The sequence below is a fragment of the Kitasatospora sp. NPDC057512 genome, assembly GCF_042802135.1.
Lineage (GTDB): Bacteria > Actinomycetota > Actinomycetes > Streptomycetales > Streptomycetaceae > Kitasatospora.
In genome coordinates this window covers 1-22,269 of record NZ_JBHVET010000016.1, presented here as the reverse complement: position 1 = coordinate 22,269, position 22,269 = coordinate 1, and the positions used below count along the sequence as shown (strand labels likewise).

Below are 22,269 nucleotides of genomic sequence, written 5' to 3'. Positions count from 1 at the left end.
GGCGGCGGCGCCGCGCCCCGATCGGAGGAACCCCTCGTACACGAGCCGCGGAGGGTCGCGCCGTCCCGCGTTCCCGAAGAGTTCGCTGCAGGGGCCTCGCCCGCCGCGGCTACCAGTGAGTAATCTGGCGGTCCGCCAGAAGCGGGTTCATGACAGACGTGGGCCCGGCCGGGGTCGACTACCCCGCCGGGCCATCAGCATGTGGGGGTTTTTGTGGCAGGGATGAGTCGGCGTACGTTCCTCACCGGTACGTCGGTGGCCGCCGCCTGGTCGGCCTTGTCGTTGGGCGGCGCGCAGTTCGCCTCGGCCGCGGCCCGCGACCAGGCCCTGGCGACGACGGCCGCGCGGGCGGTCAAGGTCACCGGGACCACGCTGGAGCAGGTGGCCACGCCGGTCGGCACCGGCGGCTACAAGCGGCTGACGGCCGGGCCGGGCTGGCCGCTGGTGGTGCGCGGCGACCTGGCGTCGGCGACCACCGGGCGGGACGACCGCCGGACCGGGCTGGCCAGCTTCGTCCAGTTCAGCGACCTGCACCTGGTGGACACCGAGTCCCCGGTGCGCTTCGAGTACCTGGCCAAGCTCAACGGCAGCGCGTACCGGCCGCAGGAGGCCCTGAACGCCCGCGGTGTCTCGGCCCTCGTCGAGCGGGTCAACTCGCTCGCCGGCGGCCCCTACACCGGGATGCCGTTCAGCATGGTGATGGCCACCGGCGACAACACCGACAACCACGAGCTCGCCGAACTCGACTGGTACCTCAAGGTCATGGGTGGTGGACGGCTGGCCCAGAACACCGGTGACCTCAGCCGCTACGAGGGTGTGCAGAACTCCGGCAACGCCGCCTACTGGAACCCCGAACTCTCCTACAGCGACGGCTACAAGGCGAAGGGCTTCCCGCAGATACCCGGCTTCCTGTCCGCCGCCGGCCGCCCCTTCGACGCGCCGGGCCTGCGCACGCCCTGGTACACCACCGTCGGCAACCACGACGACAGCATCGAGGGCTCGCTGCCGGACCTCGGGCTGCTGAACGACCTGTACACCGGCCAGTACAAGCTGGAGGGCTGCGACGACGCCACGGCCGCCCAGCTCACGGACTCGCTGCGCCGCGACCCGGCGGGCGCCGTGCTGCTGCTGGCGAAGCTCATCGCCAGTGGCGACCTGGTCCGCAAGGTCACCCCGGACGAGCGCCGCCGGCCGTTCACGCTCAAGGAGTTCGCCAAGGCCCACCTGAACCCGGCGGTCACCGGCGCCGGCCCGTACGGGCACGGCTTCACCTCGGACATGGCGAGCAGCGGCAAGCTCTACTACACCTTCCGCATCTCGGAGAAGGTGGTCGGCATCAGCCTGGACACCACCAACCAGGCCGGGTTCGCCGACGGTTCGCTGGGCACCGCGCAACTGCGCTGGCTGGAGCAGCAGTTGCAGGCGCACAGCGGGCACTGGTACGACGCCGACGGGCGCAGGGTGACGGGCGGGAGCACGGACGAGCTGATCCTGCTCTTCAGCCACCACACCAGCGGCACGATGGGCAACCTGCTGCCGGACCCGCGCAACATCTTCGAGGGACGGCATGACGGCAACGAGCTGGTGGCGCTGCTCCAGCGCTACCCGAACGTGGTCGCGTGGGTGAACGGGCACACCCACATGAACAAGATCACGCCGCACGGCCACGCGGTGCCGGAGCGGGCGTTCTGGGAGATCAACACCGCCTCGCACATCGACTACCCGCAGCACGGGCGGATCATCGAGATCGCGGACAACGGGGACGGCACGCTCTCGCTGTTCACCACGCTGATCGAGTCCTCCGCACCGTACGGGACGGACTTCGGCGGCACCTCGGACGCCAACCTCGCGGCGCTCTACCGCGAGCTGTCGTACAACGACCCGAACGGCCGCCCGGCGGCGCTGCTGGGTGCGGGCGGGGACCACAACACGGAGCTGCTGATCACCAAGCCGACCCGGTAGCGGGCGGCGGCCGGAAAACAGAGAACAGATACCAGATGACAGATGACAGATGACAGATGACAGATGACAGATGACAGCGAACAGATGATGAAATCTGTTCGCTGTCATCTGTTTGCCGTCATCCGTCCCCCGTCACTCCTCCGGGTACCGCCGCGGCGTCCAGACGACCTCCACGCCGCCGCCCCGCTCGACCGCCCGGGTCTGCGAGGACCCGATCAGCAGGATGGTCCGCATGTCGACCAGGGCCGGGTCCAGCTCGCCCAGCCGGACGATCCGCACCCGCTCGGTCGGGCCGCCGACGTCGCGGGCCATCACCACCGGGGTCTCCGGCGCCCGGTACTCCAGCAGCAGGTCCCGGGCGAGCCCGACCTGGGTGGTCCGGGACTTCGAACCCGGGTTGTACAGCGCGAGCACCAGGTCCGCCTCGGCCGCGGCCCGCAGCCGCTTCGCCACCACGTCCCACGGCTTGAGCCGGTCCGAGAGCGACACCGTCGCGTAGTCGTGCCCGAGCGGGGCGCCGGCCCGGGAGGCGGCCGCGTGGGCGGCGGTCATCCCGGGGAGCACCCGCACCGGGACGTCCCGGTACGCCTCCTCGCAGGCGACCTCCAGCACGGCGGTGGCCATCGCGAACACCCCCGGGTCACCCGAGGACACCACCGCGACGCGGTGCCCGCGCCGGGCGAGCTCCAGGGCGAACTCGGCGCGCTCCGACTCCACCTTGTTGTCCGAGCCGTGCCGCCGCTGCCCCGGCCGCTCCGGCACCCGGTCCAGGTAGGTGGTGTAGCCGACCAGGTCGGTGGCCTCGGAGAGGGCGCCGCGCGCCTCGGCGGTCAGCCAGAGCGGCCCGGCCGGCCCGGTGCCGACCACGGTCACGCTGCCGACGCCGTCCGACAGCCGGACCTCCGGCTCCAGCGGCGCGACCTTGCTCGGCAGCACCGCGACCGAGAAGTACGGCACCGTGTCGCCGTCGACCTCGGCGAGCGGTGCGATCCGCTCCCCCGCCATGAAGGCCCGTTCCACGTACTGCGCGTCCGCCAGCCGCCCGGCCCGCTCCAGGGCCCGGCGGACGGTCGGGAAGGTGCGCCCCAGCTTCATGATCACGGCCGAGTCGGCGGCCGCGATCCGCGCCGTCAGCTCCTCCTCGGGCAGCGTGCCGGGGATGACGGTGAGCGTCTCCTCGGCCTCGGTCAGCGGCTGCCCGAGCCGGGCCGCGGCCGCGCTGACCGAGGTCACGCCCGGCACCACCTCGGTCGGGTAGCGGTGCGCGAGCCGCTTGTGCATGTGCTGGTAGGAGCCGTAGAAGAGCGGGTCGCCCTCGGCGAGGACGACCACGTCGCGCCCGGCGTCCAGGTGGGCGGCCAGCCGGGCGGCGGCCTCCTCGTAGAAGTCGTCCAACGCGCCGCGGTAGCCGCCCGGGTGGTCGGTGGTCTCGACGGTGAGCGGGTAGACCAGCTTCTCCTCGATCTGACCATCCGTCAGATACCGTTCGGCGATCGACCGCGCGATGGACCGGCCGTGCCGGGCGCTGTGGTAGGCCACCACGTCGGCCTTGCCGATGAGTTCGGCGGCGCGGACGGTCACCAGCGACGGGTCGCCCGGGCCGAGCCCGACGCCGTACAGCCGACCCGTGGTGCTCTGGCTGTCCGTCACTCTTCTTCGCTCGCAATCGCGTTGATGGCGGCGGCGGCCATCGCACTGCCGCCGCGCCGACCCCGCACCACCAGGTGCTCCAGGCCGGACGGGTGCTCGGCCAGGGCCTGCTTGGACTCGGCGGCGCCGATGAAGCCGACCGGGACGCCGATCACCGCGGCCGGTCGCGGTGCGCCCGCCTCGATCATCTCCAGCAGCCGGAACAGCGAGGTCGGCGCGTTGCCGACGGCGACCACCGCGCCCTCCAGCCGGGGCAGCCACAGCTCCATGGCCGCGGCGCTGCGGGTGTTGCCCATCGTGCGGGCGAGTTCGGGCACCGAAGGGTCGGTGAGGGTGCAGATCACCTCGTTGTCGGCCGGCAGCCGCCTGCGGGTGACGCCGCTCGCGACCATGTTGACGTCGCAGAGGATGGGCGCACCCGCGTGCAGCGCGGCGCGCGCGGAGGCGACCACACCGGGCGAGTACACCAGGTCCTCGACCAGGTCGACCATCCCGCAGGCGTGGATCATCCGCACCGCGACCTGGGAGACGTCCGCCGGGAGGGCGGCCAGATCGGCCTCCGCGCGGATGGTGGCAAAGGACTGGCGGTAGATGGACGCGCCGTCCTTCTCGTACTCGATCACTTCGTGGTCCTCCTGGCCTCGGCGACCGCCTCGGCCATCTCCTCGTTCGTCACAACGGCGTTCGTCACAACGGCGTTCATCTCATGGGCCTTCGCCGCATCGGGCCCCGGCACGTCGGCGTTCGCCCCGTTCACCGTCACCCGGTAGCCGCGCCCCGTGGCGAGCACGTCCACCCACCGCCCGGCCGGGTGGCCGCAGCGCCGTTCACAGCCCGACCAGTGGACGGGCAGCAGCAGACCATCGGCGCCGGCAGCGGCCCTCACGGTGGCACCGGCGTCCAGCGCCCGGGCCGCGTCCGTACGGACGTCGGCCAGCGACTTGGCGCAGCCCGGCAGCCCGGTGCAGGCGGTAGCCCGCTCCCAGGCCGAGCCGGGCTCGGTGCGGAAGCCGGCCGCGGCGAGCCCGGGCAGCCGGTCGGCCGGGGCGCCGGGCAGGACCACCCCGCGCCAGGGGGTCAGCCGCAGCTCACCGGCCGAGGCGGCGACCAGCGTCCACCACTGTCCGGCGCTCGCCCGGCCGAACCGCAGTCCCACCGAGAGCCCGCCGGGCAGCGCTCCGACGGCGGGCGCGGTGCCGGCGAAGGCGGGCAGCGGCACCGTGCCGGCCGGCAGCAGTTCGGGGGCCTCGCGCAGGTGCCAGGCCTTGCGTCCGTGCGCCCGCAGCGCCGCCAGGAAGGAGCGGGCCGCGTCCAGCACGGCCGTGACCTCCTGTCCGGCCTCGACCGGGTGCCCGCGTCCGTCGCGCCCGAGGCGCAGCAGCCGGGTGCCGTCCGGGCCTGCGACCAATGTCACATCGGCGTCGAGCGCGGCGACGTCGCCCCGCCCGTCGTCCAGCGCGAACAGGAACTTGCCGGACAGTCCGGACGCCCAGTCGGCGGCGCACAGCCGCGCGTCCAACTCCCGTACCCAGGACTGCACATCGGCACTGCCGGGGGTGCCCTCGGCGGCGTCCAGTCCGGCCGTCGGCGAGGCGACGATGTTGCGGACCCGCTCATGGCTGTCCGAGGGCAGCAGCCCGACGGCGCGCAGCCGGTCGGCGAGCTCCGCCGCGCACTGCGGGGCCAGGCCGCGCAGCTGGACGTTGCCGCGCGAGGTGGTCTCCAGCTCGCCGTCGCCGAGGGCCTCGGCCGCCTCGGCCAGTGCGAGGGCCTGACGGTCCGTCAGCAGGCCGCCGGGCAGGCGGATCCGGGCGAGGGCGCCGTCGTCGGCCGTGTGCAGACGAAGTGCTCCGGGACAGGCGTCCGCACGCCCCCGGTCGGGCACCTCCCGGTCGGGTCCTGCGGCGCCCGGCGCGGTGGCGTCGGGTGTCGGTGGCATGGCGGCGAGCATACAGATGATCCGATCGCTTGCCTCCGTCCGCTGCATCACACCCCGGCCCCGCCCCCGCCGCGCGCGGCCGGACGCCCGAGCCCCCACGCCCCGGGGCTCCGAGCCGTGCGCCGGACATCAGAGCCCCGTGGGCCGAACATCAGAGCCCCGTGGGCCGGACGTCCGAAAGCTCACCCTCCCCCAGGTCAGCCGCACCCCGTACGATGCTGGCGGGCGGTCCCTCACGGACCGTCCGCACGCCAGCGACGGCGCAGGGGAGGAAACCGGTGCGAACCCGGTGCGGTCCCGCCACTGTGACCGCGGTTCACCGGTAGACCGGTCGGCCGCGGGAGCCAGGAACTCCTGCCGTCCTCCACCGGCCCGGGGCGCGGACCCCGAGGAAGGCAGAAATGTCCCAGCGCTGTCGCATGCCCGCGCCCGCGTCCCCGGCCGCCACCACGGCTGTTCCGACTGCCGTCATGCCTGTTCCGGCCGCCGCCACGACCACCCCGGTCGACCGCGCGGCCGTCCGTGCCACCACAGCGGCCGCCCCGGCCCAGATCCCGGCCACCCCGGCCACCGACGAGGCCGGGAGGGCCTTCACATGATCCTGCTGCTGTCGACGTCCGACACCGACCTGCTCAGCGCCCGCGCCTCCGAGGGGCCGGTGCGCTACCGCCTCGGCAACCCGGCCCGGCTCACCCCCGAGGACCTGCCCGCGCTGCTGGAGGGCACCGAGCTCGTCGTGGTCCGCCTGCTCGGCGGGCGCCGCGCCTGGCAGGAGGGCCTGGACGCGCTGCTGGCCGGCCCCCGCCCGGTCGTGGTGCTGACGGGTGAGCAGGCCCCCGACGCCCAGCTGATGGAGCTGTCCACCGTCCCGGCCGGCATCGCCGCCGAGGCGCACGCCTACCTGGCCCACGGCGGCGCCGCCAACCTGGCCGAGCTGGGCGCCTTCCTCTCCGACACCGTGCTGCTGACCGGCCACGGCTTCGCCCCGCCCGCCTCCGCCCCGGCCTGGGGCCCGTTGGAGCGCGAGGCCCGGACGTCCGAGGGTCCGACGGTGGCGGTGCTCTACTACCGCGCCCACCACATGAGCGGCAACACCGCCTTCGTGGAGACGCTCTGCCGGGCCGTCGAGGACCAGGGCGCCCGGGCCAAGGCCTACTACTGCGCCTCGCTGCGCGGTGCCGAGCCCGAGCTGCTGGCCGCGCTCGGCGAGGCGGACGCGATCGTCACCACCGTGCTCGCCGCCGGCGGCACCCGCCCGGCCGACGCCCAGGCCGGCGGGGACGAGGAGGCCTGGGACGCGGGCGCGCTGGCCGCGCTCGACCGCCCGATCCTCCAGGCGCTCTGCCTCACCTGGTCGCGCGCCCAGTGGGAGACCAGCGACGACGGCCTGTCCCCGCTGGACACCGCCACCCAGATCGCGGTCCCGGAGTTCGACGGCCGCCTGATCACCGTCCCGTTCTCCTTCAAGGAGCTGGACGAGGACGGCCTGACCGTCTACGCCGCCGACCCGGAGCGCGCCGCCCGCGTCGCCGGCACCGCCGTCAAGCACGCCCGGCTGCGGCACATCCCGGCCGCCGAGCGCCGCCTCGCCCTGGTGCTGTCCGCGTACCCGACCAAGCACGCCCGGGTCGGCAACGCCGTCGGCCTGGACACCCCGGCCAGCGCGGTGCGGCTGCTGGAGCGGCTGCGCGAGGAGGGCATGGACCTCGGGAACGACCTCCCCGCGTTCGACGACGGCGAGGGCGGCCACGAGGGCGACCCGCTGATCCACGCCCTGATCGCGGCCGGCGGCTACGACCAGGACTGGCTCACCGAGGAGCAGCTGGCCCGCAACCCGGTGCGCATCCCCGCCGCCGACTACCGCCGCTGGTACGCCACCCTCCCGCAGGGCCTGCGCGAGCAGGTCGAGGAGCACTGGGGCCCGGCCCCCGGCGAGCTGTACGTCGACCGCTCGCAGAACCCGGACGGCGACATCGTGCTGGCCGCGATCCGCTCCGGGAACCTGCTCGTGCTGATCCAGCCGCCGCGCGGCTTCGGCGAGAACCCGGTCGCCATCTACCACGACCCCGACCTGCCGCCGAGCCACCACTACCTGGCCGCCTACCGCTGGATCGAGGCCGCCCAGGAGGACGGCGGCTTCGGCGCCCACGCGGTGATCCACCTCGGCAAGCACGGCAACCTGGAGTGGCTGCCGGGCAAGACCGCCGCACTGTCCGCCGAGTGCGGCCCGGACGCCGTCCTCGGCGACCTGCCGCTGGTCTACCCCTTCCTGGTCAACGACCCGGGCGAGGGCACCCAGGCCAAGCGCCGCGCCCACGCCACGCTCGTCGACCACCTCGTCCCGCCGATGGCCCGCGCCGACTCCTACGGCGACATCGCGCGCCTGGAGCAGCTGCTGGACGAGCACTCCAACATCGCCGCGATGGACCCGGCCAAGCTGCCGGCGATCCGCGCCCAGATCTGGACCCTGATCCAGGCCGCCCGGCTCGACCACGACCTCGGCCTGGACGAGCGCCCCGAGGACGACGGCTTCGACGACTTCCTGCTGCACGTCGACGGCTGGCTCTGCGAGGTCAAGGACGCCCAGATCCGCGACGGTCTGCACGTCCTCGGCCAGGCGCCGACCGGCACCGACCGGGTCAACATCGTGCTCGCCATCCTGCGCGCCCGGCAGATCTGGGGCGGCGTCAGCGCCCTGCCCGGCCTGCGCGAGGCGCTCGGCCTGGACGAGGCGGCGCTGACCCTGGGCGCCACCGACGCGGCCGAGGCCCGGGCGCGCGCCCTGGTCGAGGCGATGGAGGCCGAGGACTGGGCGCCCGAGGCGGTCGAGAAGGTCGTCGCCGGGCTGCCGGAGGACGTCCGGGAGGCCGTCCGCGCGGTGCTGGACTTCGCCGCCGCCCAGGTGGTGCCGCGGCTCGCGGCCACCACCGACGAGCTGGACGCCGTGCTGCACGCGCTCCGGGGCGGCTTCGTCCCGGCCGGCCCGTCCGGCTCGCCGCTGCGCGGCCTGGTCAACGTGCTGCCCACCGGCCGCAACTTCTACTCCGTCGACCCGAAGGCCGTCCCCAGCAAGCTCGCCTGGGAGACCGGCCAGGCGCTCGCCGCCTCGCTGGTCGAGCGCTACCGCTCGGACAACGACGGCGCCTACCCACCCTCGGTCGGGCTCTCGCTCTGGGGCACCAGCGCGATGCGCACCGCCGGCGACGACATCGCCGAGGCCTTCGCCCTGCTCGGCGTCCGCCCGGTCTGGGACGACGCCTCGCGCCGGGTCACCGGCCTGGAGCCGATCCCGCTGGACGAGCTGGGCCGCCCGCGCATCGACGTCACGCTGCGCATCTCCGGCTTCTTCCGGGACGCCTTCCCGCACGTGGTCGCCCTGCTGGACGACGCGGTGCGCCTGGCCGCCGCCCAGGAGGAGGCCCCGGAGTCGAACCACGTGCGCGCCCACGTCCAGGCCGACCTCGCGGTGCACGGCGACGAGCGCAAGGCCACCGTCCGCGTCTTCGGCTCCCGCCCGGGCACCTACGGCGCGGGCCTGCTCCAGCTGATCGACAGCCGGGACTGGCGCACCGACGCCGACCTGGCCGAGGTGTACACGGTCTGGGGCGGCTACGCGTACGGCCGCGGGCTCGACGGCCGCCCGGCCCGCGAGGAGATGGAGACCGCGTACAAGCGGATCACCGTCGCCGCGAAGAACACCGACACCCGCGAGCACGACATCGCCGACTCGGACGACTACTTCCAGTACCACGGCGGCATGGTGGCCACCGTGCGGGCCCTCACCGGCAAGGCGCCGACCGCCTACATCGGCGACTCGACCCGCCCGGAGACGGTCCGCACCCGCACCCTGACCGAGGAGGCCGCCCGGGTGTTCCGCGCCCGGGTGGTCAACCCGCGCTGGATCGAGGCGATGCGCCGCCACGGCTACAAGGGCGCCTTCGAGATGGCCGCGACGGTGGACTACCTGTTCGGCTACGACGCCACCACGGGCGTGGTCGCGGACTGGATGTACGAGAAGCTGACCCAGGAGTACGTCCTCGACCCGGTCAACCGGGAGTTCCTCGCGGGCGCCAACCCGTGGGCGCTGCACGGGATCAGCGAGCGGCTGCTGGAGGCGGCGAGCCGCGGGCTGTGGGAGCAGCCGGACCCGGAGCTGATCGAGCAGCTGCAGGCCGCGTTCCTGGAGACCGAGGGGGACCTGGAGGGCGGCGAGGAGTAGGGCCGCGCACGGTGATCGGAGGGGCGGGCCCCCTCGGGGCCCCCTTCCTTGGGGCGGCCCACCTCGGGACCGCCCCTCCGATCACCCGTTCTGGCAAGGCCACTGGTACGGCCGGGACCACTGGTTCCGGACATGGGGCTCTTATCACCCGTTCGGCTGAACGGCGTACTGGTGGTGTACGCCCGCCAAGCGGACAATACGGGTCATGTCGCGTCGCTCCGCTCCCGCCAGCCCGACCCTGAGCACAACCGCCACCGAGGAACGGGAGCCGCACGCGCCGCACCGGTACCGCGCGCGGATCGGCGCGCTGGCGGCCGGAGCGGTTCCGGTGCTCGCCTTCCCCGCCCCCGGGCAGGCCTGGCTGGCCTGGGTCGCGCTCGTCCCCGGACTGCTGCTGATGCAGCGGGCTCCGTCGGGCCGGGAGGCGGCGGTGCGCGGCTGGTGGTTCGGCGCGGGGTTCATCCTGACCGCGATGTACTGGCTGGTCCCGTCCGTCGGGCCGGGGCTGCCGGTGATCGCGGTGCTGTTCGGGGCGCTCCAGAGCGCCGTCGGGTACACCGTGCACCGGCTGCTGCACCCCCGGCTGACCGCCCGTCGGGCCCTGCTCGCGCTGCTGGTCGTACCGGCCGTCTGGGTGACCACCGAGTACGCGCGCTCCTGGCCCGCGCTCGGCGGGCCGTGGGCGCTGCTCGGCGCCACCCAGTGGCAGCACCCCGCGGTCCTCGGGCTGGCCTCGGTCGGCGGGATCTGGCTGGTCAGCGCGGCGGTGGCGGCGGTGAACACCGGGGCGCTGATCGCGCTGACCGCGGTGCACCGGCGGCCGCGGGCCGTCGCGGCCGGGACCGTCGTGCTGGTGCTGGCCGCCGGTCCGCTGCTGTTCGCGCTGCGCGAGGCACCCGCCGCGGACGGGGCCGTGACCGTGGCCCTGGTCCAACCCGGCATCGTCGAGGACCCCCAGGCCCGCTTCGAGGCGAGCGCGCGGATCACGGCCGGACTGGTCGGGCAGCCGGTGGACCTGGTCGTGTGGGGCGAGAGCAGCACCACCGCCGACCTGGACCGCGACCCGGCCGCGCTGGACACCCTGCGCCGGCTCGCCGCGACCACCGGCGCCGAGGTCGTCGCCGGGGAGGACGCGCGCAAGGCGGACGGGCGGATCTCCAAGGACGCGGTGCTGGTCTCCCCCGCCGGCGTGGTGGACCGCTACCGCAAGATCCGGCTGGTGCCGTTCGGCGAGTACATCCCGCTGCGGCCGGTGCTCGGCTGGATCGCCGGGGTCAGCCGGGCCGCGGGCGAGAACCGGGCGCCCGGCACCTCCTTCCACGTCCTGCCCGCCAGCGACCGGGCGGGCGCGCCGCTGCCGGTCGGGGCGCTGGTCTGCTTCGAGTCGGCCTTCCCCGACATGGCCCGCACCGCCGCCCGGGACGGCGCCCGGGTGCTGGTCTACCAGTCCTCGACCTCGACCTTCCAGCGCACCTGGGCGCCCGAGCAGCACGTCTCGCTGGCCGCGATCCGGGCCGCCGAGACCGGCCGACCGGCCGTACAGGCCTCGCTGACCGGGGTCTCGGCCGCCTTCGACGCCCAGGGCCGGGAGCTCGCCCGGCTCGGCACCGACGGCACGGGCGTGCTGACCGTCCGACTGCCGCTCACCGCGCCCGGGACGCTGACCTGGTACGACCGGATCGGCGACGTGGTGCCGCTGGGGGCGCTGCTGGTCACGGCGGGGGCGGCGGGCGCGGGCGTGGCCGGGTGGCGTCGCTCGCGCGCCCTCCGACGCGCCGGTCAGCCCTCGGTACCGGCGGTGTAGACGCCGAACGCGGCGCCCTGGGGGTCGCGCAGCACGGCGATCCGCCGCCCGCCCGGCATGCCGGTGGCGGGCATCAGCACGTCCCCGCCGAGCGCCACCGCCCGGCCGACGGTGCCGTCGACGTCGGCGGCCGCGAAGTACGGCAGCCAGTGCGGCGGCACCTCGGGCGGGAAGCGGTCGTCCATCGTCAGCATGCCGCCGAAGTCCCGTCCGTCCAGGCCCCATTGGGGGTAGTGCTCGGACGGGGTGACGGACCAGCCGAAGACCTCCGGGTAGAAGGCGAGCGCGCCGGACGGGTCGCGGGTGAGCAGTTCCACCCAGCCGAGCGCGCCGGGCTCGTTGAACACCCCGGCGCCCCGGAACGTCCGGGCCTGCCAGAGGATGAACACCGCGCCGGACGGGTCGGCGGCCACCGAGAACCGGCCGAAGTCGAAGACGTCGCCGGGGTCCTTCCGGATCAGGCCGCCGCACTCCTTGATCCTCGCGGCGGTGGCGTCGGCGTCGGCGACCGCGATGCAGACCGTCCAGGCGATCGGCTGTTGCGGGGCGTAGCGCGGGGTGATGGCGGCGGCCGGGACGCCCCGGACCAGCATCTGGGTGTAGTCACCCTCCCCGGGGCGGGCCGTGTCGTCCGCCTGCCAGCCGAAGAGCTCGGTGTAGAAGGCCCGGGCGGCGGCCGGATCGGAGGTGCCCAGCTCGGTCCAGCAGGGGGCGTTGGTGGTCACGGAGGTCTGCTTCATGGCGTCTGTCCTCGCAGCTTGCTCGGGAACTCCCGGGTTTTCGGCGCCTCGGCCCCCGCACCTCCAGGCCCAGCATGCGGGGCGGGGCGGAGCTTGGCGGGCGGGGTGGGCCGAACGGGCGGCGGAGCGGGGCGAGGCGGGGGCGAGCAAACACATGACAGATGACAGCTGACAGATTTCGAAATCTGTCAGCTGTTACCTGTTACCTGTTATCTGTTTTCCGTTACCTGTCGGCTGTCAGCCGCGCACGGCCCTCGCCACCGGGATCCACAGCTCCGCCTCGGCGTCGGCCGTCCCCGGGACCGGGCTGACCCGCAGGATCTCCGGCCCCGGCCGGGCCTCGTACGGGTTGGACGGGAACCACTGGCTGGCCACGTCCCCCCACATCTCCTGCAGGGCCTGCGGGAACGGCCCGGTGTTGGTGAACACCGCCCAGGTGCCGGCCGGGACGTCGAGCACGTCCAGACCCGCCGGGACGTCGCCCCCCTCACGCGCCACCACCGCGTGCCAGTAGTCGAGTTCGGACCCCTCCTCGCGGTTCGGCGAGAAGTCGTCGCTCACCGACAGGATCCCGGCCGGGTCGTCCCCGGACAGCGCCGCGATCGATTCGACCGTCTCCTTGCCGAGGCCCTTGATGAACTCGGCGATCCCCGGGTTGATCCCCAGGTAGATCAGGGTGACCCGGGCCTTCTTGCCGACGATCCGGAAGTCCGGCCTCTCGACGATCCGGTATTCCATGCTGCTGCTTCCCTCCACGATGAGTCGGAAGGACATCCGGGGCTGGGAGACGAGCACCGCGCCGTCGCGCCGGGCCTCGCCCGGCCCGACTCCGTGCATGGCCCGGAACGCCCGGGCGAACGCCTCCCCCGAGGAGTACCCGTACCGGACCGCGATGTCGAGCAACGTCCGCTCGCCGTCCAGGACTTCGGCCCCGGCTACGGTGAGCCGCCGGCGCCGGACGTACTCCGACAGCGGCATCCCGGCGAGCATCGAGAACAGCCGCCGGAAGTGGTACTCCGACGTCATCGCGATCCGCGCCAGTTCGGCCACGTCGACCTCGCGGTCCAGGTCGTGTTCGATCCGGTCCATCGCCCGGTTCAGGTGCTCCAGCACGCCAACCCCGTCCTTCCCTTACTGACCTTCACCGTAGGAAGGACCCACCCTGCCGCACCCGACAATCGGTGCCCGCTCCGGTCGGGCCCCGATCGCCGGGCACCGATCGCCGGGTGACGGGTGACGGGTGACGAGTGACGGGTGCCGATCGCCGGGTGGCGGCCGTCAGCGGCTCAGATCAGGCCCTGGGCCAGCATCGCGTCCGCGACCAGCTCGAAGCCGGCGATGTTCGCGCCGACCACGTAGTTGCCCGGGTGGCCGTAGCGCTCGGCGGTGGTGAAGCAGGAGTCGTGGACGTGCTTCATGATCCCGGCCAGCCGCTCCTCGGTGTGCTCGAAGGTCCAGGAGTCGCGTGAGGCGTTCTGCTGCATCTCCAGCGCGCTGGTCGCGACGCCGCCCGCGTTCGCCGCCTTGCCCGGCCCGAAGGCCACCCCGGCCTCCTGGAACACCCGCACCGCCTCCGGGGTGGTGGGCATGTTCGCGCCCTCGGCGACCGCCAGCACCCCGTTGCGCACCAGCGCCAGCGCGTCGGCCTCGGCCAGCTCGTTCTGGGTGGCGCACGGCAGCGCGACGTCACAGGGCACGCCCCACACGCCCGGGCCCTCGACGAACCGGACGTGGCCGCCGCGCAGTCGGGCGTAGTCGGAGACCCGGCCGCGCCGGACCTCCTTGACCTCTTTGAGCAGGTCGAGGTCGATGCCCTTCTCGTCCACCACGTAGCCGGAGGAGTCGGAGCAGGTGAGCACGGTCGCGCCGAGCTGCTGCGCCTTCTCGATGGCGTAGACCGCGACGTTGCCGGACCCGGAGACGACCACCCGGCGCCCGTCCAGGCCCTCGCCGCGGCTGTGCAGCATCTCGGAGGTGAACATGACGCAGCCGTAGCCGGTGGCCTCGGTACGGACCCGCGCGCCGCCCCAGCCGAGGCCCTTCCCGGTGAGCACACCGCTCTCGTAGCGGTTGGTGATCCGCTTGTACTGGCCGAAGAGGTAGCCGATCTCCCGGCCGCCGACGCCGATGTCCCCGGCCGGCACGTCCGTGTACTCGCCGAGGTGGCGGTACAGCTCGGTCATGAAGGACTGACAGAACCGCATGATCTCGGCGTCCGAACGGCCCTTGGGGTCGAAGTCGGAGCCGCCCTTGCCACCGCCGATGGGCAGGCCGGTGAGCGCGTTCTTGAAGATCTGCTCGAAGCCGAGGAACTTGACGATCCCGAGGTTCACCGAGGGGTGGAAGCGCAGCCCGCCCTTGTAGGGGCCGAGGGCGCTGCTGAACTCCACCCGGAAGCCCCGGTTGACGTGGATGTCGCCGGAGTCGTCCGTCCACGGCACCCGGAACATGAGCTGCCGCTCGGGCTCGCAGATCCGCTCGATGATCCGGGCGTCGAGGAGTTCGGGGCGGTGGGCGAGCACCGGCGCCAGGGTCTCCAGCACCTCGTGGACGGCCTGGTGGAACTCGTCCTCGCCCCGGTTGCGGCGGACCACGTCCGCGTAGAGCGCCTCTATCGCGCGCTGCTCGGCTTCGAAGGAGCCGGGGGAGGAGGAGTGGGGGGTGGCAGGGGTCGTCGGCATCTTCAGGACCCTTCCGTGGTCGTCGATGGGCGTGCGCGGTGTCCCGACGGGCCTGAGGGACGTGCCCAGGAAACGGCGCAAGTCTCGCAGTGTCCACACCGCGGGTCGCACACCATCCACATGCTGGAAGCCCTGGTGGGAACAGCCGGGGCTGATGGGGTGTTGTGCGCCCCGGCGGTCGGGTCCGGCCCCGACGACCCTTGGTTGTTCAAATTGGAACTACCTAGTACGGTCGACCTCCGATCCACCACGACCCGTCCGGGTCCGACCGCATCCGCCCCGGTCCGCGCCGAATCGGCCCGGCCCACCCCCAACCCACGGAGGCCCACCCATGCCGCAGCCCGGCGCCGCCACGGTGCGCTCGCGTGTGCGCATCCCGCTGACCTTCCCCGACGGCTACCGCGCCGACGCGGATGTCTCCACCTTCCACGGCCTCACCGACGGCGCCGAGCACCTGGCGCTCGCGCTCGGCACGGTCCCCGAGGGCGGCACGCCCCTGGTGCGGCTGCACTCCGAGTGCCTGACCGGCGACGTCTTCGGCTCGGACCGCTGCGACTGCGGGCCGCAGCTGCGCGAGTCGGTGGAGCGGATCAGCGAGGCCGGCGGGTACCTGCTCTACCTGCGGCAGGAGGGCCGCGGCATCGGGCTCTACAACAAGCTGGACGCCTACGCCCTCCAGGACTCCGGCCTGGACACCTACGACGCCAACACCGCGCTCGGCCTGCCCGAGGACGGCCGCGACTACACCGCGGCCGCCCAGATGCTCGCCGCGCTCGACGCCACGGGCATCGACCTGCTGAGCAACAACCCGGACAAGGCGGCGCAGCTGGCCGACCTGGGGATCGTCGTGCGGCACCGGGTGCCGACGGGGGTGCACCTGTCGGCCAGCAACGTCCGCTACCTGCGGGCGAAGGTGGAGCGGACGGGGCACTCGATCGAGCTGTCCCGACTGGTCGGCTGAGCGGGCGCACGGGCGGCAGCGGGCGAACGGTAACAGATGACAGCCGACAGATTTCGAAATCTGTCGGCTGTCAGCTGTTCTCTGTTCGCTGTTCTCTGTTCGCTGTTCGCTGTTATCTGTCAGCCGTCAGCCGTTCGCTGACAGCCGTCACCCGTCACCCGCGCCCCGCGCGCCCCCGGACCGTCCGCAGCGCCCCGTACGCCGCCAGCGGCAGCGCCACCAGCAGCGCGGCCCAGAAGGCCCCGTGCCCCCACAGCCCGGCGATCGCCCGGAACAGCCCCTCGAACACCGGGATCCGCAGCGCCTCGACCGGGCCCAGCGGCCCCGGCCAGGCGCCCAGGAACAGGGTGGCCGGGACCCAGAGCGCGAACAGCCCCTTGGCGGTGGCCGGCGTCCCGAGGGTGCTGACCAGGGACACCACCGCCAGCAACAGGACGAACCCGGCCTGGTAGTCCGCACCGCCCTGCCCCGTCCCCCAGGAGTCGGCCGTCGGGTGCACCCCGGTGGCCGCGAGCCGGACCTCGACCGCCGCCCACAGCAGCAGCACCAGCACCGCCGTCGTCCCGAGCGCGAACCGCACCCGGTCGCCCGCACCGGCGCCGCCCGTCCGCCACCGCCCAGACGGCGCGCCTCCCACCCGCTCGGTGGCGGCGGTCCCGGACGCCCGCGCCGCGCTCCGCGCGTCCAGCGCCCGCCAGGCCTCCCGGACCTGCCTGCGGGCGTCCTGAGCCGGCTTCAGCAGCCGGTTGGAGGCCCGCTCGATCAGGACGAGCGAGACCACGACCGCCACCACCGCCGCGATACCGGCCCAGCTCCCCATCCCGCCCTCGAACACGACGACCCGGTCGGCCACCGACGGCGGCGTGTCCAGCAGCGTCATCGGCGGTCCGAGCCGCAGGTAGCCGATGGCGAGGGCCCCGGCCCCGGTCAGCAACGCCGTGCCGATGCCCACCCGGGCGGGGAAGAAGGCGATCACGGCGGCCGCGACGAGCCCCGCGCCGAGTTGTCCGGCCACCTGCCGGGCCGCGTGCTCGCCGGCGTTCCGCAGGGGGCCGCCGAAGGCGCCGGCGGGCGAGAGGTCGAGCTTCTCCCCCGCCTCGACCGGATAGCGGAGCACCGCCCCCGCCCACAGCAGCAGCCCGAAGGCGAGGAGCAGCAGCAGGACCGCCCCGGCCCGGCGCGGCAGCGCGGTACGGGCGTGCGGCCACCAGGCCGCCAGCCGTTCCCGCCGTTCCCGCCGGTCCTCCCAGCCCGTCGGCGGTCGGCGGCGCCGGTTGAGCCACAGCCGGGCCACCCGCCCCTCCTGTCGCACCCCGGCCTCCGGTTCGGGCCGCTCGGGCCGTCCCCGGCCGCGCCGCCGCAGTGCCTCCGCCGCGACCAGGGCCGCCCGTCCGGCCGGTTGGGCCGGGTCGGCGCTCACCGCCCGGCGGCGCAGCGCGGACCAGTGGCGCCGCACCACGTCCCGGGGCGTGGCCGCCGCCGGGTCGGGCGCCGGTCTGCGGGCCACGGTCCGTACGGCGGTGCGGGCGCCCGCGCCCGCGGCCAGCGCACCGTCCACCACCGCGGCGGCCACCGCGGCGGCCAGCTCCGACACCCGCTCGGGCAGCGGCAGCCGGTGCAGCGCGGCGGGCAGCGGTGAGAGCCGGCCGAGCAGCCGCGCGCGCTCCTCGGGCCGGATGCTCAGCCAGACCGCCTGCCGGTGCGCCTCCTCGCGTTCCTCCGGGCTGAGTCCGTCGCCGCCGCGCCGGCCGCCGCCGACGGTGCGGGCCAGCCGGTCCACCTCGGCCAGCACCTCCGGCAGTCCGGCCAGCGCGAGCAGCCGCGAGCAGTGCTCGCCGGCACACTCGGGGTGGAAGCAGTCGTAGCGGGCGGCCACGGCCGGCGCCCCGCCCCGGACCAGTTCGTCGATCAGCTCGGCACCGTCCGGTGCCGTGACGACGCGTTCCAGTCCGGTGGTGTCGATCGGACGGTCGCGGTAGTGCGGGACGGCGCCCGAGGTGAAGGCGGCCCCCAGGGCGAGCACCGCGACCGCGGCCACGGACTCGCGCCGGGAGCCAGGCGCCTTGGCCACGTCGGAGAGGTAGTGCAGGTCGAAGACGGTGTCCTCGACCTCGTCCCGCAGCCAGTCGCGCACCCGTTCCGCTCCCCCGGTGGAGAGCCAGCGGGCCGCCGCGCCGGAGTTCTTGAGCAGTGCCTCGGTGAGCCGGACCGGGTCGGTGAACGGGTTGCCGAGGAAGGTGACCGGCCGGTGGGCCCGGGCCTGCGCCTGCGGTCGGCGCCGGATCACCTCGGGGGTGCCGCCGGCCAGCCAGCTGCGGACCTGCGGGGCGGTCCAGCGGTCCTCCGGCATCTTCGTGAACAGCCCCTGGAGGAGCAGCAGTTGGCGCGGGTCGCGGACGGCGCCGAGGTCGACCTCCTCGCCCATGACCAGTTCCAGCTCCAGCTCCTGGTCGTCCGGGCGCTCGCCGTCCGCGCCGACGAAGCGGGGGCGGCCGACGAACAGTTCGTACAGCACGTTGCCGAGGCCCCACCAGGGCCCGGCCTGGTGGTTCTTGCCGGCCAGTTGCTCGGGGGCCATGTAGGCGACGGTGACCATCATCGCGGAGGTGAACCGGCGGCTGTCGGTCAGCCGGTCGACGCCGCCGAAGTCGGCGATCACGAACTCCCCGGACCCGCTGCCGGGGCGCACCAGGATGTTGGCGGGCTTGAAGTCCAGCGGGTTGCGCTGGATCCGCTGCTGCCAGAAGTCGAGCAGGGCGACCAGCTCGTAGACGATCTGCTCGGTGGTCCGCCGGTCGCCGTGCCCGCCCGACCGCCACAGCCCGGCGACGTGCGCGGCGAGGGTGACGGGCAGGTACTCCATGGCCACCCAGTCGACCTGGGCGCCGTGGTGGCGGACCCGGCCGAAGTCGATCAGCTGCGGGACGTGCCGGCGGAAGCCGTCGTGGCCCAGGTGGGAGAGCAGGTCGTGGTCCATCGGCTGGCCCGCGACGGCCACCTTGACGGCCGCGTCGCCGCCGCCGTCGGTGCGCCGGACGTACCAGACGGTGCCCTCGGAACCGGCTCCGGCCCGGCCCAACGGGATGAAGCGGCTCCGCAGGGCGTCCGGGAAGGCGCCCTCGAACGGACCGCCGGTGTCCGGGGCCCCGCCGAACCCGCCCTCGGGACCGGCCGGGCTCCCGTCCGGACTCCCGCCGCTTCCTCCGGCCGGACTCCCGCCGCCGCCTCCTCCGGCCGGAGCAGGACCGCCGGGCCCGATGCCGTCCTGCCAGGAGGACGAACCGGCCCCCGAGCCCGACCGGGGCCGGACGACCTCGGTCACCGCCTCCGGGTCGGCGCCCGGCGAACGTCCCGAGTGCCCCGCGTCCCCCGAACCGCCCGAGTCCCCCGGTCGGTTCGGCCGGAGCTCCGTCGGAGCGTGCGGGTCGAACCGCGGCCCGGTGCCCGGCCTGCGGCGGGTGGCCGCCTCCGGGTCGTACCGCGGCTCGTTGCCGGACACCCGACGCGTCGCGGCCTCCGGATCGAAGCGCGGCGGGGCGGCGGGCACCCGACGGGTCGCGGCCTGCGGGTCGACCCGGGCCTGCGGGGTCGCTCCGAGCCGGGACGACCGGCCCGGGGCGCCGTCGGAGGCGCGCCAGCGCCCCCGCGACCACCGCTCCACCCTGCTCCCCGGCGGATTCCCCGGCTCGGCTCCGGCGGCCGTCCGGGGCCTCGGCCCGCGCCGATCGCCCTCGGCCGGGTCCGCGTCCTCCGTCGTGCCCATGCGACGCTCCCCTCCCCCGCAGCCCGGACCGGCGCGGGGCCGTGACCATGGGCGCACCGGTGCCGGGGTGGATTGTGACGCGTCATCATCCCGCATGGCGGGCGCGGGTGTCGGTCGCTTTCGCGGATCAGGACCGACCCATCGCAGGACCGGTACGCAAGCGCGATCCACGACGGGGATACGGCCGCTGTCGACGCCTGGACCGCCACGGCCCGTACGGCGATCGGGCCGGCGGTGCGGCCGCCGAAACGGACCGGGACCGAACCGGAACCGGACCAGGCACGGGCGGGACCGGATCGGCCCCGAGCGCGGCCCCGGTCGGCCTCCAGCCCGCCCTCAGCGCTCCTCGACCGGGCGCCCCAGCGGTTCCTCCACGATCCGCCGGGCGATCTCCTCGGGCCGCACCGGACGTCCGAAGTGCCAGCCCTGCGCCCAGTCGCAGCCCATGGTCCGCAGCCGTTCGGCGTCCCGGTGGGTCTCCACGCCCTCGGCGGTGACGTTCAGCCCGAGCGCGTGCGCCATCGACACCAGTCCGCTGACGATCCGCCAGCCGGTGGACTCGTCCTTCCCCGGTTCGTGCAGGTCGCCGACGAAGGAGCCGGCGATCTTCAGCCCGGAGACCGGCAGGTCGCGCAGGTAGGCGAGGTTGGACCAGCCGGTGCCGAAGTCGTCCACGGCCAGCGACACCCCGAGGTCGACCAGCCCGTGCAGGGTGCGCAGCGCCTCGTCCTCGGGCCCGACCACGGTCGACTCGGTGATCTCCAGCTGCAACCGGGCCGGGTCCAGGCCGGTGCTGTCGAGGATCCGGGCGAGGTCGGTGACCAGGGCGGCGCTGCGGGCCTGCCGGACCGCCAGGTTGACGTTGAGCTGCGGGGCCGCGTCGCCGTACCGCTTGATCCAGTCCGCGGCCTGGCCGCAGGCCTGCTCCAGCACCCAGCGGCCGAGCGGCATGATCAGCCCGGTCTCCTCGGCGGTGGTGACGAACTCGTCCGGGCCGAGCACGCCGAGTTGCGGATGACGCCAGCGCACCAGCGCCTCCACGGCGGCGAGCCGGCCGTCCGCGAGGCGGTAGAGCGGCTGGTAGTCGATGAAGAACTCGCCGCGGTCGAGGGCCGCCGGCATCCGCACCGACACCGCGTAGCGGCTGACCGCCCGGGCGTTCTCCTTGGGGTCGAACAGCGTCCAGCGGCCGCGACCGGCCTCCTTGGCGCGGTACAGCGTGAGGTCTGCGGCCCGGACGGCGGCGCCCGGGGTGGTGGTGGACACCCGCCGCTCCAGCACGCCGACGCTGGCGCCGACGGCGAGCTTGTGGTCGCCGATCAGCACCGGCCCGGCCAGCGCCTTGAGCACGGTCTTCGCGGCGGCCACCGCCTCCTGCTCGCCCCGGCACTTCTCCAGCAGGACGACGAACTCGTCGCCGCCGAGCCGGGCCACCAGGTGGCCGAGCGGGGTGAGGGCGGCCTTCAGCCGGGCGGCGACGGCGGCCAGCAGCTGGTCGCCCATGTCGTGGCCGAGGCTGTCGTTGACCACCTTGAAACCGTCGAGGTCGACGTAGCAGAGGCCGAAGCGGGCGCCCGGCTCGGGCTCCTCGAACAGCTTCTCCAGCCGCTCGAAGAAGGCCGCGCGGTTGGGCAGGCCGGTCAGCGGGTCGTGGGTGGCCTGGTGGCGCAGCCGCTCCTGGAGCCGGTAGCGGTCGGTGACGTCCTCCAGCATCGCGACCTGGTACTGCGGGATGCCGTCGTCGTCGCGGATCAGCGAGACGGTCAGGTGGGTCCAGATCACCTCGCCGTCCTGGCGGTAGTACGGCTTGTCGAACTGGAAGTAGTCCCGCTTGCCGCTGATCAGCTCCTCGTAGGCCTCCCACACGCCGGGGGTGTCCTCGGGGTGCACGAGATCGCCGACCCGGCGGCCGATCATGTCCTCCGGGCCCGCGCCGAACAGCTCCTGGAGGGCCTTGTTGACCGCCATGATGTTGCCGTCGGTGTCCCCGATGCCGATGCCGATGGCGGCGCTCTCGAACAGCGCCCGGAACCGGGCCTCGGAGGCGCGCAGCGCCCGCTCGGCCTCCTTGCGGGCGCTGTCGGCGGCGGTGCGGATCGCCTCCTGCTCGGTCAGCGTGCGCTCGCGCAGGGCGGCCGCCCAGCCGGCCGCGAAGGCACCGGTCAGGGCCGGGCCGCGGTCGTCGTGGACGGGCTGCGCCTGGAGCAGCTCGACCGCCCGGGCCAGCAGCACCGGGTCGGTGAAGTGCGCGTCGACCAGGTCGGCGCCGGCCTGCGCGGCCAGTCGCGGCTCGAACGGCTCGTCCTCCTGGGCGCGGTGCAGCAGCGCGGCGGTGCGCGCGACCAGCCGGCCGAGCAGGCCGGGGTGGACGGCGATGCCGTGGTCGGCGGAGAGCAGCCGGGCCCACTCCTCGTGGAACCGCTCCGCGTTGCCGCGCACCGGGGTGGTACTCATCTGCTGAACCTGGTTCCTCTGGTGTACGCGCCGGATCCGGCGGGCCCGGCAGTCCTCGCGGGCCGAGCAGGCCGGGCAGGCCTCGCGACGGCCGCC

General features: G+C 74.3%; 13 protein-coding genes and 1 riboswitch. Of the genes, 5 read left to right on the top strand and 8 right to left on the bottom strand.

Annotated features, from left to right (window positions below; translation table 11 throughout):
* Positions 1-222: 222 nt before the first annotated feature.
* Positions 223-1,962 carry a TIGR03767 family metallophosphoesterase gene (locus tag ACFU6K_RS02545; protein WP_380660445.1) on the top strand — a complete coding sequence of 580 codons (1,740 nt, stop codon included), beginning with the start codon at positions 223-225 and terminating at the stop codon, positions 1,960-1,962.
* Between the two features lie 132 nt (positions 1,963-2,094).
* Here ACFU6K_RS02545 and ACFU6K_RS02540 read toward each other — a convergent pair whose 3' ends face one another.
* From ACFU6K_RS02540 to ACFU6K_RS02530, 3 genes are read right to left on the bottom strand one after another with little or no spacing between them, the layout of a single operon-like run.
* Positions 2,095-3,612 carry a precorrin-2 C(20)-methyltransferase gene (locus ACFU6K_RS02540; protein WP_380660444.1) on the bottom strand — a complete coding sequence of 506 codons (1,518 nt, stop codon included), beginning with the start codon at positions 3,610-3,612 and terminating at the stop codon, positions 2,095-2,097.
* A complete protein-coding gene (locus tag ACFU6K_RS02535; protein WP_049649824.1) occupies positions 3,609-4,235 on the bottom strand; it encodes a precorrin-8X methylmutase in 627 nt (208 codons plus the stop codon). The genes ACFU6K_RS02540 and ACFU6K_RS02535 overlap by 4 nt, the downstream gene beginning before the upstream one ends.
* Positions 4,232-5,563 carry a hypothetical protein gene (locus ACFU6K_RS02530; protein ID WP_380660443.1) on the bottom strand — a complete coding sequence of 444 codons (1,332 nt, stop codon included), beginning with the start codon at positions 5,561-5,563 and terminating at the stop codon, positions 4,232-4,234. The genes ACFU6K_RS02535 and ACFU6K_RS02530 overlap by 4 nt, the downstream gene beginning before the upstream one ends.
* A 256-nt stretch (positions 5,564-5,819) precedes the next feature.
* Positions 5,820-5,905: riboswitch (cobalamin riboswitch) on the top strand.
* 116 nt (positions 5,906-6,021) lie between these two features.
* Between ACFU6K_RS02530 and ACFU6K_RS02525 the strand changes: the two genes are divergently transcribed.
* The 3 genes from ACFU6K_RS02525 (at position 6,022) to lnt (ending at position 11,574) form a co-directional block, all read left to right on the top strand.
* A complete protein-coding gene (locus ACFU6K_RS02525) occupies positions 6,022-6,150 on the top strand; it encodes a hypothetical protein (protein WP_380660442.1) in 129 nt (42 codons plus the stop codon).
* Positions 6,147-9,770: a cobaltochelatase subunit CobN gene (cobN, locus tag ACFU6K_RS02520; protein WP_380660441.1), complete on the top strand. Its 3,624-nt coding sequence runs from the start codon at positions 6,147-6,149 to the stop codon at positions 9,768-9,770. Before ACFU6K_RS02525 ends, cobN begins: the two co-directional genes overlap by 4 nt.
* Before the next feature lie 205 nt (positions 9,771-9,975).
* Positions 9,976-11,574, top strand: a complete 1,599-nt coding sequence (gene lnt, locus ACFU6K_RS02515) for an apolipoprotein N-acyltransferase (RefSeq protein ID WP_380660440.1) — start codon at positions 9,976-9,978, stop codon at positions 11,572-11,574.
* Here the strand turns inward: lnt and ACFU6K_RS02510 are convergent.
* From ACFU6K_RS02510 to gdhA, 3 genes are all read right to left on the bottom strand, one after another.
* Positions 11,550-12,314: a VOC family protein gene (locus tag ACFU6K_RS02510; RefSeq protein WP_380660438.1), complete on the bottom strand. Its 765-nt coding sequence runs from the start codon at positions 12,312-12,314 to the stop codon at positions 11,550-11,552. The genes lnt and ACFU6K_RS02510 overlap by 25 nt on opposite strands.
* A gap of 237 nt (positions 12,315-12,551) precedes the next feature.
* Entirely contained in the window at positions 12,552-13,427 is an 876-nt protein-coding gene (locus ACFU6K_RS02505; protein WP_380660437.1) for a GyrI-like domain-containing protein, read from the bottom strand.
* 173 nt (positions 13,428-13,600) lie between these two features.
* Positions 13,601-14,995: an NADP-specific glutamate dehydrogenase gene (gdhA, locus tag ACFU6K_RS02500; protein ID WP_380660436.1), complete on the bottom strand. Its 1,395-nt coding sequence runs from the start codon at positions 14,993-14,995 to the stop codon at positions 13,601-13,603.
* A 331-nt stretch (positions 14,996-15,326) separates the two neighbouring features.
* On the opposite strand from gdhA, the gene ribA reads away from it, so the two are divergent.
* Positions 15,327-15,956, top strand: coding sequence for a GTP cyclohydrolase II (ribA, locus tag ACFU6K_RS02495; RefSeq protein WP_380660434.1), 630 nt, complete (start codon positions 15,327-15,329; stop codon positions 15,954-15,956).
* Between the two features lie 154 nt (positions 15,957-16,110).
* Here the strand turns inward: ribA and ACFU6K_RS02490 are convergent, their stop codons facing one another.
* Positions 16,111-19,719, bottom strand: a complete 3,609-nt coding sequence (locus tag ACFU6K_RS02490; RefSeq protein WP_380660433.1) for a hypothetical protein — start codon at positions 19,717-19,719, stop codon at positions 16,111-16,113.
* A gap of 336 nt (positions 19,720-20,055) precedes the next feature.
* On the bottom strand, positions 20,056-22,173 hold the full coding sequence (locus ACFU6K_RS02485; protein ID WP_380660432.1) for a putative bifunctional diguanylate cyclase/phosphodiesterase: 2,118 nt from the start codon (positions 22,171-22,173) through the stop codon (positions 20,056-20,058).
* Positions 22,174-22,269 lie beyond the last annotated feature (96 nt).

Excerpts from the sequence above, each read along its gene's own strand:
- ACFU6K_RS02510 (WP_380660438.1), bottom strand. The coding sequence starts at position 12,314 with ATGAAGCAGACCTCCGTGACCACCAACGCCCCCTGCTGGACCGAGCTG.
- ACFU6K_RS02545 (WP_380660445.1), top strand. The coding sequence starts at position 223 with ATGAGTCGGCGTACGTTCCTCACCGGTACGTCGGTGGCCGCCGCCTGG.
- lnt (WP_380660440.1), top strand. The coding sequence starts at position 9,976 with ATGTCGCGTCGCTCCGCTCCCGCCAGCCCGACCCTGAGCACAACCGCC.
- gdhA (WP_380660436.1), bottom strand. The coding sequence starts at position 14,995 with ATGCCGACGACCCCTGCCACCCCCCACTCCTCCTCCCCCGGCTCCTTC.
- ACFU6K_RS02490 (WP_380660433.1), bottom strand. The coding sequence starts at position 19,719 with ATGGGCACGACGGAGGACGCGGACCCGGCCGAGGGCGATCGGCGCGGG.
- ACFU6K_RS02530 (WP_380660443.1), bottom strand. The coding sequence starts at position 5,563 with ATGCTCGCCGCCATGCCACCGACACCCGACGCCACCGCGCCGGGCGCC.
- cobN (WP_380660441.1), top strand. The coding sequence starts at position 6,147 with ATGATCCTGCTGCTGTCGACGTCCGACACCGACCTGCTCAGCGCCCGC.
- ACFU6K_RS02485 (WP_380660432.1), bottom strand. The coding sequence starts at position 22,173 with ATGAGTACCACCCCGGTGCGCGGCAACGCGGAGCGGTTCCACGAGGAG.
- ribA (WP_380660434.1), top strand. The coding sequence starts at position 15,327 with ATGCCGCAGCCCGGCGCCGCCACGGTGCGCTCGCGTGTGCGCATCCCG.
- ACFU6K_RS02525 (WP_380660442.1), top strand. The coding sequence starts at position 6,022 with ATGCCTGTTCCGGCCGCCGCCACGACCACCCCGGTCGACCGCGCGGCC.